The sequence below is a fragment of the Anatilimnocola aquadivae genome (genome assembly GCF_049819085.1).
GTDB lineage: Bacteria > Planctomycetota > Planctomycetia > Pirellulales > Pirellulaceae > Anatilimnocola.
The window spans coordinates 7,234,094-7,251,786 of sequence record NZ_CP187419.1; the positions used below are offsets into that span (position 1 = coordinate 7,234,094).

16 protein-coding genes are annotated in these 17,693 nt (G+C 59.3%); 15 read left to right on the forward strand and 1 reads right to left on the reverse strand.

Features of this window, described 5'->3' with window-relative positions; all coding sequences use genetic code 11:
• The first annotated feature begins 27 nt into the window (after positions 1 to 27).
• The 4 genes from NA78x_RS28635 to NA78x_RS28650 all read left to right on the forward strand — a co-directional run bounded on the left by NA78x_RS28635 (position 28) and on the right by NA78x_RS28650 (position 5,320).
• Entirely contained in the window at positions 28 to 1,803 is a 1,776-nt protein-coding gene (locus NA78x_RS28635; protein ID WP_425615797.1) for an arylsulfatase, read from the forward strand.
• Positions 1,804 to 2,053: 250 nt separating this feature from the next.
• On the forward strand, positions 2,054 to 3,061 hold the full coding sequence (gene pdxA / locus NA78x_RS28640; RefSeq protein ID WP_425615798.1) for a 4-hydroxythreonine-4-phosphate dehydrogenase PdxA: 1,008 nt from the start codon (positions 2,054 to 2,056) through the stop codon (positions 3,059 to 3,061).
• A gap of 15 nt (positions 3,062 to 3,076) precedes the next feature.
• Positions 3,077 to 4,375 carry a DUF3239 domain-containing protein gene (locus NA78x_RS28645; RefSeq protein ID WP_425615799.1) on the forward strand — a complete coding sequence of 433 codons (1,299 nt, stop codon included), beginning with the start codon at positions 3,077 to 3,079 and terminating at the stop codon, positions 4,373 to 4,375.
• Between the two features lie 30 nt (positions 4,376 to 4,405).
• Positions 4,406 to 5,320, forward strand: a complete 915-nt coding sequence (locus NA78x_RS28650) for a dihydrodipicolinate synthase family protein (RefSeq protein WP_425615800.1) — start codon at positions 4,406 to 4,408, stop codon at positions 5,318 to 5,320.
• Positions 5,321 to 5,328: 8 nt separating this feature from the next.
• Here NA78x_RS28650 and NA78x_RS28655 read toward each other — a convergent pair whose 3' ends face one another.
• Positions 5,329 to 8,355 (reverse strand): PVC-type heme-binding CxxCH protein, encoded by a 3,027-nt coding sequence (locus NA78x_RS28655; protein ID WP_425615801.1) that lies wholly within the window; start codon positions 8,353 to 8,355, stop codon positions 5,329 to 5,331.
• A gap of 506 nt (positions 8,356 to 8,861) precedes the next feature.
• Between NA78x_RS28655 and NA78x_RS28660 the strand changes: the two genes are divergently transcribed.
• From NA78x_RS28660 to NA78x_RS28710, 11 genes are all read left to right on the forward strand, one after another.
• Positions 8,862 to 9,347 carry a PA2169 family four-helix-bundle protein gene (locus NA78x_RS28660; RefSeq protein WP_425615802.1) on the forward strand — a complete coding sequence of 162 codons (486 nt, stop codon included), beginning with the start codon at positions 8,862 to 8,864 and terminating at the stop codon, positions 9,345 to 9,347.
• A 320-nt stretch (positions 9,348 to 9,667) separates the two neighbouring features.
• Entirely contained in the window at positions 9,668 to 10,036 is a 369-nt protein-coding gene (locus NA78x_RS28665) for a hypothetical protein (protein ID WP_425615803.1), read from the forward strand.
• A gap of 132 nt (positions 10,037 to 10,168) precedes the next feature.
• A complete protein-coding gene (locus NA78x_RS28670; RefSeq protein ID WP_425615804.1) occupies positions 10,169 to 10,840 on the forward strand; it encodes a DUF1326 domain-containing protein in 672 nt (223 codons plus the stop codon).
• Between the two features lie 1,331 nt (positions 10,841 to 12,171).
• Positions 12,172 to 12,444 (forward strand): hypothetical protein, encoded by a 273-nt coding sequence (locus NA78x_RS28675; RefSeq protein ID WP_425615805.1) that lies wholly within the window; start codon positions 12,172 to 12,174, stop codon positions 12,442 to 12,444.
• A 498-nt stretch (positions 12,445 to 12,942) separates the two neighbouring features.
• Complete coding sequence (locus NA78x_RS28680) at positions 12,943 to 13,227, forward strand: hypothetical protein (protein WP_425615806.1); 285 nt, start codon at positions 12,943 to 12,945, stop codon at positions 13,225 to 13,227.
• 140 nt (positions 13,228 to 13,367) lie between these two features.
• A complete protein-coding gene (locus NA78x_RS28685; protein WP_425615807.1) occupies positions 13,368 to 13,598 on the forward strand; it encodes a hypothetical protein in 231 nt (76 codons plus the stop codon).
• Positions 13,595 to 13,822: a hypothetical protein gene (locus NA78x_RS28690; protein ID WP_425615808.1), complete on the forward strand. Its 228-nt coding sequence runs from the start codon at positions 13,595 to 13,597 to the stop codon at positions 13,820 to 13,822. The genes NA78x_RS28685 and NA78x_RS28690 overlap by 4 nt, the downstream gene beginning before the upstream one ends.
• Positions 13,823 to 14,055: 233 nt before the next feature.
• Positions 14,056 to 14,394, forward strand: coding sequence for a hypothetical protein (locus tag NA78x_RS28695; protein WP_425615809.1), 339 nt, complete (start codon positions 14,056 to 14,058; stop codon positions 14,392 to 14,394).
• On the forward strand, positions 14,391 to 14,630 hold the full coding sequence (locus NA78x_RS28700; protein ID WP_425615810.1) for a hypothetical protein: 240 nt from the start codon (positions 14,391 to 14,393) through the stop codon (positions 14,628 to 14,630). The genes NA78x_RS28695 and NA78x_RS28700 overlap by 4 nt, the downstream gene beginning before the upstream one ends.
• 2 nt (positions 14,631 to 14,632) lie before the next feature.
• Positions 14,633 to 14,911 (forward strand): hypothetical protein, encoded by a 279-nt coding sequence (locus NA78x_RS28705; RefSeq protein ID WP_425615811.1) that lies wholly within the window; start codon positions 14,633 to 14,635, stop codon positions 14,909 to 14,911.
• A 163-nt stretch (positions 14,912 to 15,074) separates the two neighbouring features.
• Positions 15,075 to 17,657, forward strand: coding sequence for a DUF1553 domain-containing protein (locus NA78x_RS28710; RefSeq protein ID WP_425615812.1), 2,583 nt, complete (start codon positions 15,075 to 15,077; stop codon positions 17,655 to 17,657).
• The last annotated feature ends 36 nt before the right edge of the window (positions 17,658 to 17,693 follow it).

Genomic DNA, 17,693 nt, shown 5'->3' on the forward strand with positions numbered 1-17,693 from the left:
TCTCCACCTCTCCCGTGAGTTACTCCAATGCGTACTACACGTTGGCTCTTGTTGCTTGGCCTGGCGCTGCTGGTGACTGGCTCGCTGGCCGCGCCAGCGAGTGCGAAGAACACCAAACCGAACGTGTTGATTGTCATGACCGACGATCAGGGACTCGGCGATTTCTCGTACCTGGGAAATCCCGTGCTGAAGACCCCACACCTCGATGCATTTGCCAAACAGTCGGTCCGACTGAGCGACTTTCATGTGGCACCCATGTGCAGCCCGACGCGCGGGCAATTGCTCACCGGTTTGACGGCCCTGCGGAATGGCGCGACTTCGGTCACGGCCGGGCGCACGTTTCTCCGCCCCGGGCTGCCGACGTTGCCGCAGCTATTTGCCAACAGCGGTTACCGAACGGGCATCTTTGGAAAATGGCATTTGGGCGATTCGTATCCGCATCGCCCCAAGGACAAGGGCTTTCAGGAAAGCGTCTATCACTTGGGCTGGGGACAGCTGAACTCGACCCCCGAGTTCGACCATCCGCTCATCGACGGTCGCTACTTTCAGAACGGCGAAGAGAAACGCTACCGCGGCCACTGCACCGACTTCTGGTTCGACTCGGCCATGTCGTGGATAAAGGAGTGTGCGGCGAAGGATGAGCCGTTTCTCTGCTACCTGCCGACCAATGCACCGCATGCGCCGCACATCGATCTGCCCAAGTACATCGAACCCTATCAGGGGAAAGGCCCCGCTGCGTTCTTTGGCATGATCGCTCACATCGACGAGCGGTTCGGCGATCTCGACAAGTTCCTGACAGAGCAGAAGCTGCGCGACAACACGATCGTCATCTTCATGACTGACAACGGCGGCACTTCCGGCGTGAGCACCTTTAATGCTGGCCTGCGCGCGGGCAAGACGACTTACTACGACGGCGGGCATCGCGTCCCCTGTTGGATTCGCTGGCTAAACGGCAACCTGGGCGAACCGCGCGACGTGACCACACCGACGCAGAACATCGACCTGCTCCCCACGCTGTGCGATTTTTGCGGCGTGAAACAGCCCGAGCGAGCAGCCGCCGATCAGCCTTACCAGGGACAAAGCCTCGCGCCCATGCTACGCGCTGAGCAAGAACTGCCGGCTCGCAAATTCGTCGTGCAGTACGGTCAAACGCCAAAAAAGTTCGAAGCGTGCATCGTCTCGGGCAAGTGGCGACTGGTGAAAGGTGAAGAACTGTACGACATCGTCGCCGATCGTGCTCAGGAGAAGAACGTCGCCGCTGAATATCCGGCTGTCGTAATGGAACTGCGCGACTACTACGAGGCTTGGTGGTCGGGCTTGGAACCGACGCTCCACGACTTTGTGCCCCAAAGCCTCGGTGCCAAAGAACAACCGGTAGTCGAACTGACCAGCGGCGATTGGGAAGGGATCTACGCCGACAACACCGGCTTTGTCCGCACTGCGGTGGGCGGACCGACCGGCGGCACGTGGCATGTGCAAATCGAGCAACCAGGAGACTACGAATTCACGTTACGTCGCTGGCCCGCACAGACCAAAGCGGCTCTGGGCGACAAGTACGAACCGTCGGCCAGATCGCCCGCGAACAAAGCTAATCTGAAGACGGTCGGCTTTCCCAAAATCGCTGGTGCCAAGGTGAGCATCGCGGGCCAAGAGCAGGCCGCCGCTGCCAAGGCCAGCGACAGTGCCGCGACGATCACCGTCCGCGATCTCAAGCCCGGCAAGACCACGCTCAAGGCCTGGTTCCGCGATGCCACCGGCAAAGACCTGTGCGGCGCGTTCTTTGTGACGGTGGTGAAGAAGTAAGGTAATCATTGGCCCTGGTTTCGAACATCTACCCAGGACGATGCTCCTTTAGGGGCTGAAGAGTCGCTACGGTCGGTCTCGCTCCCGCCGCCGCACTTCGCCAAGTCAGCTGCTAAACTAGGCTCGGCAAAAACCTAGTCGATCCTCGTCAGATATCTCCTGGGCTGAGCCGCGATTGCCTGCAACCTTTAAAGCCTAAGTCCCCTCGCTGACGCGTCGGGCTAACTTGTTCTACGTCGACCTCGCACCCATGACCTCGCTGCCGAAGATTGCCGTTACGATGGGAGACCCTGCCGGGGTTGGTCCCGAGTTGTGTTTGCGCTTGCTGGAAAATGCCGAGATCGCTCGCGAGTTGACGCCGATCATCTTTGGCGATGCGGGGGTGCTGCAGCGCGTGGCGGGGCACTTGGGCTGGCAGTTTCGCACGCCGGTAATCTCGGCCAGCGATTGGAAAACGAAGCAGCACACGATCGTGCAGCCGACCGTGCTGGACTTGCAATGCGTGCCGGCGGACGAAGTGATTCCGTGCCGGGTGAATGCCAACACGGGCGAAGCGGCCTATCGTTATCTCGAGAGTGCCATTGCGGCCGGCCTGGCGGGCGAGATTGCCGGCATTTGTACCGGCCCGCTCAACAAGGCGGCGCTGCATGCCGCGGGACACCACTATCCCGGACATACCGAAATTCTCGCCGAGCGAATGCAGGTCGACCGCTGGTGCATGATGCTCACGTCGCCGGAAATTACCTGCAGCTTTGTCACGGCGCATGTGGGCTACGGTGAAGTGCCGCAGCTGCTCACCAGCGAGCGGATTTTGGAAGTGATCGAACTGACGCATGCCGCCATGTTGCGAATGCGAGATCGCGAGCCGAAGCTGGTCTGTTGCGGACTGAATCCGCATGCCGGCGAAGATGGACTGTTCGGCAATCGTGAGGAAGAACGCATCATCGCGCCTGCCTTGGAGCAAGCGCGGGCACGCGGCATCGCCATTGAAGGGCCCTTGCCGCCCGATACTTGCTTTTTGACGTGGCGTCGCGCGGCGACCGACGCTTACATCTGCATGTATCACGACCAGGGGCACATCCCGCTCAAGGCCCTGGCCTTTGATACCGCGATCAACACCACGCTGGGCTTGCCGGTGATTCGCACCAGTGTCGATCATGGCACAGCCTTCGATATTGCCTGGCAAGGCATCGCGGGACCGAGTAGCCTGTTTGCCGCGGCCCGACTGGCCGCCAAGTTGTCCTCTCCCGCACCTTGAGGTTGCCACCCTGTCATGGCCATCGAGTTTACCTGCCGCTGCGGCGCGAGATTTCGCGTCCCCGAAGTGATGGCTGGCAAATCCGCGCTCTGCCAAGCCTGCAAGCAAGTGGTGGTGGTGCCGCAGGCCACGGTCATGCCGCAACCAATCCCCACGCGGCCGATTCCACCCGTGGGCAATCCTTATGTGCCACCGTCGGCCGCGTTTCAGCCAGGACAGTCTGCCAGTTATCGCGCACCAGCGCCGCCGTTTGCTCCCGACGCGGACTTGCTCAAGGAACTTGAGGCGCATCGCAAACTCAGCGACAGCTCGGCGTCGAATCCCGGCATGCTGCGAATCAGCAACATCAAGTACATTCTCAGCTTTCCCAAGTGGCCGCTGGTGTGGCTGTCGCTGTTGTTTCTCTCGTTCGTGTTGCTGTGCGGCGTTACCTGGTTCGGCATCTTGCCGCTGTTGTTCTTTGCGGTGGCGAACCTGGGCTATTGGTACATCGTGCGCACGAAGTTCGTCGCGGGCTGCGTGAATCCGGCGGTTGTCGTCTCGCTCGATCCGCCCCTGGTCGCCGTGATGACGGATCTTTCGAAGGGCATGATGGAGCGCGACTGGACCTACGTGCGCGTGTTGCCGCAACCGTTGTCCGGCATGACGGGAGGACCGCCGGTGCTGGGCCAGCGATTGGCAACGGTCGCCTACTACAGCCATTCGGAAGAAACCGATCCTCACTGGGAATCGTTCGCACCGACGGTCGTTAATTGTGTGTCGTTCAGCCAGCCCGATATTGTGCGTGTGTTCGGCACGCTCGGTGCAGAAGATTGGCAACAACTGGCGGAAGGGTTAAAGCAAATTCCGCAGCCCGTGAGCGAAGGGCTGTACAAGGTCGAATTGAAGCCGCCGCTGCAGCAACCGCTCACGCTCACCGACCTGACGGCCGCAGTGGGCAATTCACTACAGCACCAGCCTGACAAACTGTGTTACGTGGCTACTAGTGGAATTCCCTCGCACCTGTTGCAAGCCGCAGTGGCCGCGATCGCCCCCGGAGTAAACAGCGCGAGCGTGCTGGCCGTAGTCTTGGCGAACAAAGACGCCAGTGGCAAGCAGGGCATGCTGATGGCCGCCGATGGTGTCTACTATCGTCTCTCCGATGCCGTGCATGGCAAGTTTCGTTGGCAAGACATCTGGGGCGCGGGAACCTCGCAACGGCAGTTCGAAATTTTGCTGACCAATCGCCAGCGCCTGCGCTTCGACGACGCCTTCCGCGAGAATGGCACCGCGCTCGAACAACTGCTCGATGGCCTGGCGAAACGCGATTTTTAAGACCTGCTCATTCACCGAGAAACCCAACCTATGCCTCGCCCCATTCGCGGCGTCCTGCCGATTGCTCACACGCCGTTCACGACCGCGGACGAAATCGACTACGCCAGTTTGAAAAAGCAGATCGATTGGGCAATGGCGATTGGCGCCGATGGTGTCTGCACCGGCATGGTCAGCGAACTGCTGCGCCTCACGCACGACGAGCGATTGCAACTCACCGACGAACTAGCCAGCATCACTGCCGGACGAGGTTGCGTAGTGATGAGCGTCGGTGCCGAGAGTGTGAAGCAAGCGACCATCTTTACCCGCCGCGCCGCCGCCGCAGGCTGCGATGCGGTGATGGCGGTCCCGCCCATTTCGTGCGGCGTGCCCGACAGCGAACTGCTGCACTACTATTCCAGTCTGGCCGATGCTTCGCCGCTGCCAGTGATTGTGCAAGACGCCTCAGGCTATGTCGGCAAGAGCATTCCCATCAGCGTGCAGGCCGAGTTGCTCGCGCGGTTTGGCAACGAAAAGATTCTCTTCAAGCCCGAAGCTTCGCCGATTGGTCCGTTGCTTTCTGAACTACGCGACCAGACCGCCGGGCAAGCGAAGGTTTACGAAGGGTCCGGCGGCATCTTGCTGATCGATAGCTACCGCCGCGGTATCACCGGCACCATGCCGGGCATGGAATACCTCGACGCGATTGTCCCCCTGTGGAAAGCACTTGAGTCGGGCGACGATGCCACTGCCTATCGCCTGTATTTTCCTGTCTGCGCTCTCGTCGCGCTGCAGCTTCAGGCTGGCCTCGATGGTTTTCTGGCGATCGAAAAATACATCCTTCATCAGCGGGGCCTGTTTGCAACTGATATTCGTAGGCGTCCCAATGCCTGGAACCTCGACGCCGAAACGCAGGCCGAAGTCGATCGCTTGCTGGCGATGTTGAAAGTGGAAGTGGAGCGGGGTTAGAGCCACACTTACTTCAAGGTTTGCAGATAAGCCACCAGATCCGCCAATTGTTGCCGGCTGAGGACTTTGTCGAGACCGGCGGGCATGATCGATACACTGCTCGGCTTTTGCTCTTCGATGCTACCGCGAGCGATGCGCAGTTCACTCTGATCGGCGGCTCGGACGATGAGGGCATCGGCCGTTTCGCGCACGACGAGTCCGGTGAGCGAGCGGCCATCGACGAGCAGGAACGAGTGCGATTCGTAACCGCGAGCCAGCGACGAACTTGGAAAGGCAATCGCTTCGAGCAGATCGCGGGCGTTGCGACGCTGGCCGATCGTCGATAAATCAGGTCCCACGCGACCACCATCGGGGCCGATGCGATGGCAAAGCGCGCAACCGGCCTGCCGATGTAGAAAAACTTGCTTGCCCGTTTTGGCATTCCCCGGTGGCAAGTTTTTCACCAGCTCTTCCAACTGAGCTCGCTGCTTTTCGCCGGCTTTGGCAAGTTCCTCGAGCAGCGGCTGAATCGCCTCGCGCGTGCTGGCCGGGTAATGCTTCAGCAGCGCATCGAGCTGGGGCAAGGCCAGGGAAGTGCGAACCGGCGAAGACAAGATCGCCTGCGCGAGCGCGTCGCCCAATGCTTCATCGCCGGGTCGTTCGAAGGCAGCCAATAGAGCGATCAGTTCCAAGGGACCGCAACTACTTAGGCGGCTGGTGAGTTGCTGCTGCTGCTCGGGGGTGAGTTTGGCCGCACCGAGGACGCGAGCCGCCATCAATCGCTGGGCAGGCAATGTCTTCTCATCCAGATGCGAATCGAGCCAAGTGAACTCCGCCATAGCGAGCGGCGCACCGGCAGAGACGATTGCCAAAGCTGCGAGACGAAGTTCGTCGGGCGTGTTCGCAGCAGAGGCCAACTGGCGCAGTTCCGGGGCGAAGGCCGCCGGGGCAGAACCAACCGCCCTGATTGCCGCCAGGGCGATCGCCGGATCATTTTTTATCAGTGAACGACGCAGGGCCTGTTCCAGCGGCGCAGAGAGTTTTTCGTAGCGAGCTTCGGCAATCGCTTCGAGCAACAACAGCCGAGTCGCCTTGGTCGTTGGTTCGGCGGTCAACTGCTCGGCGAGCAATGCTTGCACGGCCGGCTGCTGGCGAAAGGCAACGAGCGAATGGATGACGAGCGCCCGCTGTTGCTCGTTCAGTTCAGGCTGGGCAAACAACTTGCCCAGCGAAGCCACCAGTTCGTCGGTCCAGCCTGGATGACGACTGAGCACGTCGAGCGAAGCAGTTTGCAGGGCCAGATCGCCCGTCGTCAGCAGCGCCGCGACTTCTTCTCGTTGCAAGTTCCCGCTGGGCATTTGATCGAGCGCGATGAGCCCCGCGCGGCGAACGAGCGGGCTAGCGTGCGCAAGTGCCTCGCGAGTTTCGTCAGCATCGTCGATTTCAATCAAGGCGTAGATGAGTGCATGCTCCAGTGGACGATCGATGTTGCGACTGAGTGCTTCCAAGATCTCCGGCACTGCAGCCGACTCACCGATCTTGCCGAGGGCGGTGGCCGCGGCAAGTTGCAACTCGGGCGATTGATTCTCACTCAATACAGCCGCGAGCACATCGACAGCCTGTTCATCCGCATGTGCCCCCAGCCCGAGCATCGCCAGCTGTTGCACGACACTGTCATCACTCTCAACCGCTGCCCGCAGCACGCTGAGTGCCGCCGGTGAACCGATCTTTGTCAGAGCCTCCGCTGCTTGCTGGTGGGTGAATTCCGTTTTGCTCTCGATGGCTTTCGCTAGGTATGGAACCGAAGCATCTTTGTTGCGCACCAGCTGCACGACGGCGCGCGAGCGAAATGCGGGGCGATTGTCACCGAGGTAAGCAATCAGTTCGTCCGCCGTCGTGCGCTCCCATTGAATCTTCTTACCCCACGGATCGGCGATCTTCGTTGCGCCGGTCTTGCGGACCCGATAGATGCTGCCGAGCACATCGGGCTTGGCGATTTGCGATGTCGGGCAGCCAATGCGGAACCAGCCGCCGGTATCGATGACCAGCAAGCTGCCGTCGGCATCTTGCAGCACGTCGGTTGGATGCGAATCGCCCGACGTCGACGTGAAGAAATCTCTCGCTTCAGCGCGGAACGAACTTCCTTCGCGCGTCAGTTGGACGCTCTTCACCTTGTGCGTGTTGAACTCGGTGACGAACCAAGCGTCGTTCCACGCGCGGCCAAAGCCTGCCCCTCCTTCACCGCACGAACGAAAGCGGCAGAGACCCGAGACGGCGACATGCCCAAAATCGTACACCGCGTCGAGCGGTTCGCCCGTGCGGCGAAACTCAGCGAGCATCGCAGGCTGATCGTGTCGCGGATAGACACCGCCGTGCAGCCAATGGACAAGGCAATCGCCCCGCTGGTGATACAAAATGTTCACGGTCCCCAACATCTCGCCCGCGGCGGTCCAATCGACCTCGGTCGGATTGTCCATGCCTCCGCCGCAATGCGTCCGCACATCGCCCCCATCGGGCTCGCACGAAAAGATGCGCGCTGCCTTCCCTTTACTGACGAGTTCGCCGGCCGCGTTGGTGATTTCGTGACCGTGCCGACCTTCGCACCAGTAGATGCGACCTTCGGGGCCTAGAAAGCAGCCATGCACGTCCGCCGCATTGCCGGTGTAACCAAACTTGCCGACGATCAGTTCCCGCTTGTCAGCCACATCGTCGCCGTCGGTATCGCGAAACCGCCAGATGCCGCCCGACGAAGCCACATACAACCAACCCTCGTGCCAAAGTGCCCCTTGCGGAAAGGTGAGCTTATCGGCAAAGACGGTCCGCTTATCGAACTGGCCATCGTCGTCGGTGTCGCTCAGCAGGACGATGCTATTGGGGAGTTCTTTCTCTAGCTCTTCGCGCTTGAGGTTCAGCCCGGCGTTCTCGGCGACGAAGAGCCGGCCGCGATCATCGAAGCCCGCCATGATCGGATGTTGCACCAGCGGAGCAGCCGCGGCGATCTCGACGCTGAAACCTTCGGGGACGGTGATCTGTGCCGCTGGGATAAGCAATGACACCTGCCGCACAGCATCGGCCCAGGAGGTTTTTGGTTGTCGCTCGCCGCAGTGAACTTGCTCCCATTTCGCCAGAGACGAGTTTCGCCAGCTAACCGCTGCGCTGCCGATGGCAATGCACAGAGTGAGAAAGCACAGCGTCCCCAGACTGATCTGGAATCGTGTCCGTTTCGAACAGTCACTTGGTTTCATAACGATTTCTTATGCTGCCGGGCAAAGGTGGGTTGAAACGAACTGCGCGGGAAGCCCGCTGGCTGATCTTTGTCCGCCTTGGTTGCCGGTCGTCCATTCGTCTGCGGTGATCTTTCGGGTAACTGCGGGCCGGGATGGTTCCTTTTTGGCGAAGAATCCTGCTCCAGCGTAGGCTTTTCACGCGAATTCGGTCAATGCAATTCTTTTGGCAAGCGTTCTGGCGGTCCGTGGCACGCAACCTGCTTTTGCTTCAATCATCACCGACGCAAACGAGTGCTGTCGAACAAGCAAACACGAACGATTAGGAGCCTCTCATCATGGCCATGTCTACTCATAACCTCTCGCAGAAGTCCATCGATTGGCTGCAAAGCCTCACCCAAGTCAACATCGACAGCCGTGACGGCTTTAAAGAAGCCTCGGAAAACCTGAAGGACAAAGATCCTTCGCTCGCAAACCGCTTCTGCACGCTCTCGCAGCAGCGCGATGCTCAAGCGAACGAACTCCAAGCGATGATCGCCAGCAACGCCGAAACACCCACCAACTCGGGCAGTTTCTCCGCCGCTGCACATCGCACCTGGATGGACCTTCGCACTGCCCTCGGCGGTGGCGAACAAGCCGTCCTCGACGAAGCCGAGCGGGGCGAAGACACGATCAAGGCCAAGTACGAAGAAGCCCTGAAGGATATGGGCGGAGCCGAACCCTGCTGCGAAACGCTCCGTCGTCATCTGGCTGCCGTGCAGGTGTCGCACGACGAAGTAAAGGCCCTGCGTGACACGCACCATCGCCCAGCCAAAGCTCGGTAGTTCGGGTCGCTAACGCGATCAATTGTCAGACAACTGCTAGTGGATCAGTTGCCCTAGCATTTAAATCAGCTTAACGCTGAAATCAGACGGCGGTGTCTTCGATATGGCAGGTATCGGGGGCGCTGCCGTTCTGGTTTTCTTGGCAGCGCTTTGCCGGAAAATCTCACGGGAAAATCAAGGAGCGTGGCCGCGATTCCAGCCGCGACATCGATCCACCCGACCAATGCTTTCGTCCTACTCTTAATTTGCTTGCAGACAAAAAGCCAATTGGCATAATGGTTTGGCCGTCTACCTCTTTGGCCTCCATTCGAGCCAGACTCATGCCCAACCCTCATGACGACTCGTCCCTCCACGATTTCTTAAGCAAACAAGCCAAGCCCGCAGCTTCGTCCGATGACCTAGCTAGGCTCGCGGAACATACGAGCCGAAATCCGCCCAAGCGAGGCAACGAACTGATGATGTATGGCGGCGGTGGCGGCCTGTTGGTACTGATCATCGTGCTCAAGCTGGTGGCCGGTGGTGCTCGCGCCTACAACCGTAGCGAGTATCGCCACGAGTACGAGGAGCCGACGCAGCAAAGCCGGCAGCTTTCGCCCGCAGAGATGAAAGCAGTCAATCAGTTGATGATGCAAGCTCAGAAGGGGAATGCGGACCAAGCTGATTCAACAAGCATCGAGCCTGCCGAGTAGACCCTCGCAATCTATTGGCTCCCGCAGTATCCCCCGCATAGAATGAGGGGGCCTGCTGATTGTCCGCTGCTGTTTACTTAGGGCCGCTGCAGTCATCCACTGCCGGTTTCTCGCCGAAGGAGGTTCCCTCGCATGCGTCACTCCGCACTGTTCGCTCTCGTCGCTGCCGGTTTGGTTCTGGCCGCTCGTCCGCTCCTCGCCGACGAAGTTTCCGGCACCTATCTGGAAACGCGCACTTGCCAGGTTTACACCGGCCCCTGTTTCGCCAATGCCGAAACGGCTCTGGCCGGCAAAGACGCCGTCATGGCCTGGAACATCGAAGAAGGGAAGCACGCGGGCGTGAATCTGGCCGGGCTGAGTGTGGTTGTGTGCATGACCGGCAGCGATACGCTTGGCTTTGGCGGCGTGAACGATCCGAAGTCGCTGAAGTCGACGGTCATCGTCGACGACAAGGCCACGCCCGAGCAACGCGAAGCCCTGATCTCGTTCGCCAAGGAACATGCCGGCCGCGCGGGGAAAGAAGTCGTCCGCATCGACGATGCCAAGATTGCCATGTCGCTCGATCTGGGCACGCTGGTGGGCAATCTCGAAGCCGGCAAAATGGTCAAGCTGTCGACCCGCAAAGCCCGGGCAACCGATTGCATCTGCACCAACGAAGTGGCCTACTACCCACCGCTGGCCAAGCTGCAAAGCTTTGCCGCCGGCGTCTCGGTCGAAGCCGAATACAAGGGCCGCGGCCTGGGGACCACCTGGTCGACCCCCAACAGCCGCAGCGCGTACATGGCAACCTTCGTCTACGAATAAGGGTTCCTTGCAGTATTGGCTGAGCAATCCCTGCCTCGGCTCACTCCCACTAATCATCCCTTCTCTCCTTCTCGCTCCCACGCCATCCCTTCTCCCTTCCACGCCATCCCTTCTCTCTCCCACGCCACCGCCCCTGCGGCGGTGGTTCATTGGCTTTTGCACTACCCGCGCCCATTGATGCGCTCGTCGCGTTCCGCTCGTCGAGCAGTCCCTTCTCTCTCACGCCACCGCCCCTGCGGCGGTGGTTCATTGGCTTGTGCACTACTGCGCTCGTCGATGCGCTCGCCGCGTTTCGCTCGTCGAGCAGTCCCTCCTCTCCCACGCCACCGCCCCTGCGACGGTGGTTCATTGGCTTGTGCACTACCGCGCTCGTCGCGTTCCACGTGCTGCATCGAGCGCAACTCCCTAATCGCTTCCCTCGGTTTGAAAACCCGTGCACCCAAACCTCCCGGCTTCTGAACGCCCACACGCGCCGTTCCCGAGAGTTATGGCACTTGCCGTTCGCAAACTGCCCCGGTTTGTGAACACCCCTCGAAAGGACTGCCAGCAACTTACGTCGAGCAACCCCCTACCTTGCCGCTGCAGGTTCGCGCCCCGCCTCCTGAAGTTGCGCACCCACCTGAACAGTCCCATTCCCTGCTCCTGATAACCGGTTTTTGATAACTTTTTGCACGAAAAATCACGCCCGGACAGTCTCCGCAAACTATTCCCTGCAAATTACTTACGCTCATAATCTCTCACAAATACCCGTTTTCTTGATAACCGTTTGATAACCATTCGCCGCCCTGTTCACCCCGCAGCCTGAACAGGCCCTGAACAGGGGGGCGTCAGTCGCCGGTCCCACGTCAGGTCGCCGCGCCTGGCGAGCGAAACTTCGCCCTGCTTCCAAGCTCCACGGCAGCCAACCGCACGGACACTCTCCGCGCCGCGGCCTCACCCGCGCGAGACAGCCTCGCTCCCCGGCACCGTCGCCGCGCAGATTATTTGAAAACATCATTGACACTAAGTCAAGACGTTTTTACAATATCACGAGCGAACACTTAGCAGTGCCAGTCGCCTCGTGGACGAACTGGAAGAACGATCCTGGTCACCAGTCTGCGGAGGCCTGCAACCATCCACAAACGCCTTCATTCCAACGGCACGCTGTTTGTCGCCACGGGTTTAGCGCCGCTCGCTCTAGCGAGCGCAGCCGTACCCCGTGGAAGCCGTACAGATCAGAACTTCCTCGTCCTGAAAGGACGACGGAAAACTGACAGCGGAACAGCAGTGAACTGCGAGATTCGGCCTCGTCACGCTGGCGGGGCATTTTCGTGCGCGAGTAGAATGGGGTAATGAAATTCACGCTGCGCGACCTGTTTTGGTTGATTTTAATTGTTGCCATGGGCCTGGGTTGGTCGCTCACGGCAATAACAATCCGAACAATCAAGTTAGACCGCGACTCTGTCTTCATGGCAGGGCATATGCAAGGTCAAAAGGAAAGTCGAAGGTGGTGGAACAGCAAGGCAGAAGTTGTAGATGATCCCGCTGTCCGCGAATCACTCCTCAAATACGTTCAGGAGCAACCAATGGGTGGGCTGGTGGAAATTCCTGAGGGCTATTACTAGCCAGCGGTGACTAGACAAGTCACTCAAATTAGCCCACTACCAAACTGGCCGGACCAATGTGCAGACCTGCGCAGCATGTGGCACGATGATCGAACACAAGGAAGTTCACGACTTCTATGGTGCTAGCGGGCCGCACGTAAGTTGGCACCCACGCGAATTCCGATGCAGCATCATTTGTTTGCATTCCAATGGGTACTACCGATACTTTGCTCAGCAGGTGCGGTTTGGTTGAAAGTCGCAGACTCCCGATGCAAATTGGCAGCTGTTGCAATGTTCATTGCCTGGATGTGTTTCATGGGTTGGGCTTATCATTCTTTCATCCACGCTCTCTGGGCTTCAATTTGAAGTGATAACGTAGATGTACACCGACCGCGCACCCCTCATCATCGCCGTCGCGATGTTGACCTTGTTAATGGTGGCCCTGTACGCGGGGAGCCAGCTAACTCGCATCATGAATGCGGCACCTCATATCGGCCACTAGGCAAACTGGATGGCGAAATGAAGAAACACACCGCTCCAACGCTCGCTGCGATCTTGCTGCTGCTGCCGGTACTGTATGTGGGGAGCTATCTGGTACTGGTTGATCCTAAACCGGATATGCCCGATAGCCCGCTGTCGGCAGTTCCGACTCCAAATCCGAAATCCATGCCACTCACCAACTATCGGTGGGGTCGAGCCGCGATATTCTTCTGGCCCCTGGAACAGCTCGACCGGAAACTGAGGCCCGAAGTGTGGGGGCCTCAGTGGTCAGATTTTGTGCCGGTCAACAATTCCTCGCCATAGCTGTCCACTTCACCCGCCACGAATTCCGCACGTCAACCTAAGTCAAAAAGCCGGCGCGGCTTCGCCTTTCATATACTCCGAGGCCGTACGGTACTCATCACTCTGGCGGGGCTTTTGCGCGCACGGCTAGAATGGGGTGCATGAAAGTTACCTTGCGAGACCTGTTCTGGCTGACGCTGGTCGTTGCCATCCTGTGCGGGGCATGGGTCAGGGACCGGTCCCAACAAAGCAAGTTTCAAAGCGAGGTGCAAAAGCAACGCGAGGGGTTTCAGCGGACCGTTGCGACGTTGACATCTCACATCAACCGGCTCGCAACGGCAAACTACCAGCTCGAGCAAGCCGCGCAGAAAAAAGAGCGAGACTCCGAATGAAACGCGATTCTCGCGCACCACTCATCGTCGCCGTCGTCTTGCTGACCCTGCCGGCGCTGTACGTCGGGAGCTATTTCGCACTGCTTAGCGAAAGTCCAGAACTGCGAATGACGTCGAGCGGCAGCTGTGCCCATGTCGGCAAATATCGCGTGGCTGAACCCTGGTGCCAGTGTGTCTTCTGGCCCTTGGAAGAGCTCGACCGGAAGCTGAGACCGACAGCATAGGAGCCTCAGTGGTCGGATTTGGTACCGGTCAACGATTCCTCGCTATAGCTGTCCACTTCATCCGCCACGAATTCCGCACGTCACCCTGAGTCAAAAGGCCGACGCTGCTTCGCCTTTCATATCCACCGACGTCGGACAGCAGCGCAAAAGTCTGAATCTCAAACTGAACCACTACCTAACACTGGCGGGGCGTTTTCGTCGGCGGGTAGAATGTGCATGATCCAAGCACCACGTTGAATATCGCTTTTAGCAGGCATTTTGAAGTCTGCTTCTTCCCATCCAACGAGGCCATGATGTTTCGCCTGCACGTTTTCGCATTCATCGCGGCGCTAGTTCACCACTTCGCGACGGAGCCCGCCGCGGCACAATTCATTGCCGAGTTGCCGGGCAAGGCTACAGTCGAACTTGTTGCCGTCGTCGATTTAAAAGCCGATCCAGTCGTTGCTTGGCAGCCTGACGGCAAGCCATTGGAGGTGGCGAAAGAGTGGCCCGACATTACCCGCGTGAATGATAGGGAAGCCCCGTTCACTCTGGCGGGGCTTTTTCGTGCGAGGATAGAATGGCGCGCATGAAACTTAACCTGCGCGACTTTTTATGGTTGACTGCTGTCGTGGGCCTCGCGCTTGGCTGGTGGATCGACAGCCGGCACAAGTCAGCAGTGGCGGCCGAGCGTGAAAAGGAAATCTCCGTTTACAAAAGTGCGTTCAATCAAATCCGATTGATTGCCCGAGCCAGAGATGTAGATGAGTCGCTTCAAAGAATGCGGCTGCAAGCTTGTATCGAATACGTAGAGAAGGCAACGCAGTAGTCATGACCAACCGCGCACCCCTCATCGTCGCCGTCGTCTTGCTGCTGCTGCCGGTGCTGTACGTGGGGAGCTATCTGGCGCTGGTGGTGCCGGGCGGCAAGCAGTTTGTAACTTACTACCGATCAAATGATCCCCAATTCCCTCTGACGGGAGATGTGAAATTAGGTCGCTATCGAGTTGCCTTTCAAGCTTGCAGCCGCATCTTCTGGCCCCTGGAGCAGATCGACCGGAAAGTGAGGCCAGGGGCGTGGAACGTTCTTGGGTCGGGTGGGGCTACTTAGGTCGGACAGAGTACCCAAAATTCCGAATTTCAAACTGACGCACTACCCGCCGCCGTAGTAATTTGACCCTTGCCGTAGCGGCAGTTCTAATGAAAGGGTTCGCAGTCCCGCCGGTTGTGCCCACCTCCCCTGACCCGTTCGGTCGTTCAAAGGTACTTCGCCGATGCCTAGATTCGTCAGGCTGATTTGCAGCGCGGCATGCTGGGGGGCGATCGGTCTGTCGCTGAGCCCGCTGGTCGCGAAAGAGACCGAGGCAAAGTTGCCCGCGGCGATCACTCGGTCCGTCGACTTTGTCGATGACGTGCTGCCGGTGCTGCAAAAGCATTGCTTCAGTTGCCACGGCGAAGATGAGCAAGAAAGCGGCCTCCGGCTGGACCTGAAAAAATCGGCCTTCGCCGGCGGAGATAGCGGCGCGGTGATTGAGCCCGGCAAGAGTGCCGAGAGTCGCTTGATTCATCTCGTCGCGGGACTCGATGGCGAGTTGATGCCGCCCGCGGATAAGGGAGAACGACTTACAGCCGACCAGGTCGCATTGCTGCGCGGCTGGATCGATCAAGGAGCCAAGTGGCCCGACGAATCGCTGGCGCAGTTGCAAGCCGCGCGGCATTGGTCGCTGCAGCCCATCAAGTCGCCCGTGCCTCCCACGGTGGATAAGACGAATCGACTGCAGCAGCCCATCGACGCCTTTGTGCTCGCTCGCCTGGCGAAAGAGAAAGTCGAACCTTCGCCGCTGGCCGAACGCGCGACGCTCATTCGTCGACTCTCGCTCGACTTGCAAGGCTTGCCGCCGACTCCGGATGAGGTGGATGCCTACCTGAACGATCCTCGCCCCGATGCCACCGAGCATCTGGTCGACCGGCTGCTCGCTTCGCCGCATTACGGCGAACGCTGGGGGCGACATTGGCTCGACCAGGCTCGTTACGCGGACAGCGATGGTTATGAGAAAGATAAGCCTCGGCCGTTCGCCTATCGCTATCGCGATTGGGTAATCGCGGCTTTGAATGCCGATTTGCCTTTCGATCAATTCACCGTCGAGCAGTTGGCGGGCGACTTGCTGCCCAACGCCACGACCGAACAAAAGATCGCGACCGGTTTGCATCGCAACACGCTGCACAACACCGAGGGTGGCATCGATCCGGAGGAAGATCGCACGAAGAAGACCGTCGATCGCACCAACACGCTCGGGGCTGTTTGGCTGGGCCTGACGCTCGGCTGTGCCCAGTGCCATTCGCACAAGTACGATCCCATTTCGCACCGTGAGTATTTTTCTCTGTACGCCGTTTTCAACAGCATTCAGGAACACGACCTCGAAGCACCCACGGCCGAAGAAGCGGCGAAACTCGACAAGCAACGCGAGGCACACACCAAGCAAACCGAGAAGCTGAAAGCCGCTTTGACTGCCTATGAAACCGATGTCCATCCGGCGGTGATGAACCTGTGGGAAGAATCGATTCGCCAAGAAGAAAAAGCACCTGCGGGCGTGCCGCCGAAGTTCTTCGCCATCATTCGCAAGGCCAAGGAAGATCGCAAGCCGAACGAACAAAAGGAACTGACTCAGCATCATCGCTTGCAGGACGAAGAGTGGACCAAACGGAACAAGGCTCTGACCGATCATCAAGCCAAGGTGCCGAAGTTGCCGCCGGAACGAATGGCGCAAACCGTCGCCGAGCTGCCGAAGCCGCGCGAGACGCGCTTGCATCAGCGGGGCGATTTTTTGAGTCCCGGTGATGTGGTCACCGCCAGCACGCCGGCGATCTTGCCGCAGCCTGCAGTGTTTGACAATCGCGCGCTCAATCGACTGGATTTAGCGACCTGGGTCGTCTCGGATCAGAATCCGCTCACGGCTCGCGTGACGGTGAATCGCGTTTGGCAGCAGCTGTTTGGTCGCGGCATCGTGGCCAGCAGCGATGACTTTGGCCGCCAAGGTGACAAGCCGACGCATCCCGAACTGCTCGATTGGCTGGCGAGCGATTTTCGCCAGCGAGGCTGGAGCTTGAAGCAATTGCAGCGGCGTATCGTGACGTCTTCGACCTATCAACAGTCGTCCGCGGTTCGCAGCGAACTGCGAACCATTGATCCCGATAACGAACTGCTCGCGCGGCAGATTCGCAAACGAGTCGAAGCCGAGATTCTGCGCGATGTGGCGCTGTCTGCTGCAGGCACGCTGTGCGAGAAGATTGGCGGGCCCAGTGTGCGGCCGCCACAGCCTGCCGACTATGCGAGCATCACTTATGCCGGCAGTGCGAAGTGGGTCGAGAGCAAAGGTGGCGATCGGTATCGCCGCGGGCTCTACACGTTTTATCAGCGCACTTCGCCCTACCCGATGCTCAGCACGTTCGATGCCCCGGATGCGACGGAATGCACGGTTCGCCGGCAAACGAGCAACACGCCCATTCAGTCGCTGACATTGTGGAACGATGTTGTTTTCTTCGAAGCGGCCCAACAACTGGCTCGCCGTGTGGTGCGCGAAGTTCCCGCCGGCATGAACACCGAGCAGGTCAATCGCGCGCGTGCCACGCAGGCGATTCGACATTGCCTGGGACGCACCCCCAGCCAGGATGAAGTAACCGAGGTCGTCTCGCTCTTTCAAGATCAGTGGCGACTGGCCGGCGACAACGCCGCTGCCGTGCAGGCGGCCATTGGTGCTGCCGCAGTGCCTGAAGGGGTCACGGCGACGGAACTCTCGGCCTGGGTGAATGTTGGTCGCACGCTGATGAACCTCGACGAATTTGTGACGCGGGAGTAAGTCGTCATCCGCTCCGCGAACCGGAGGCAAAATCGA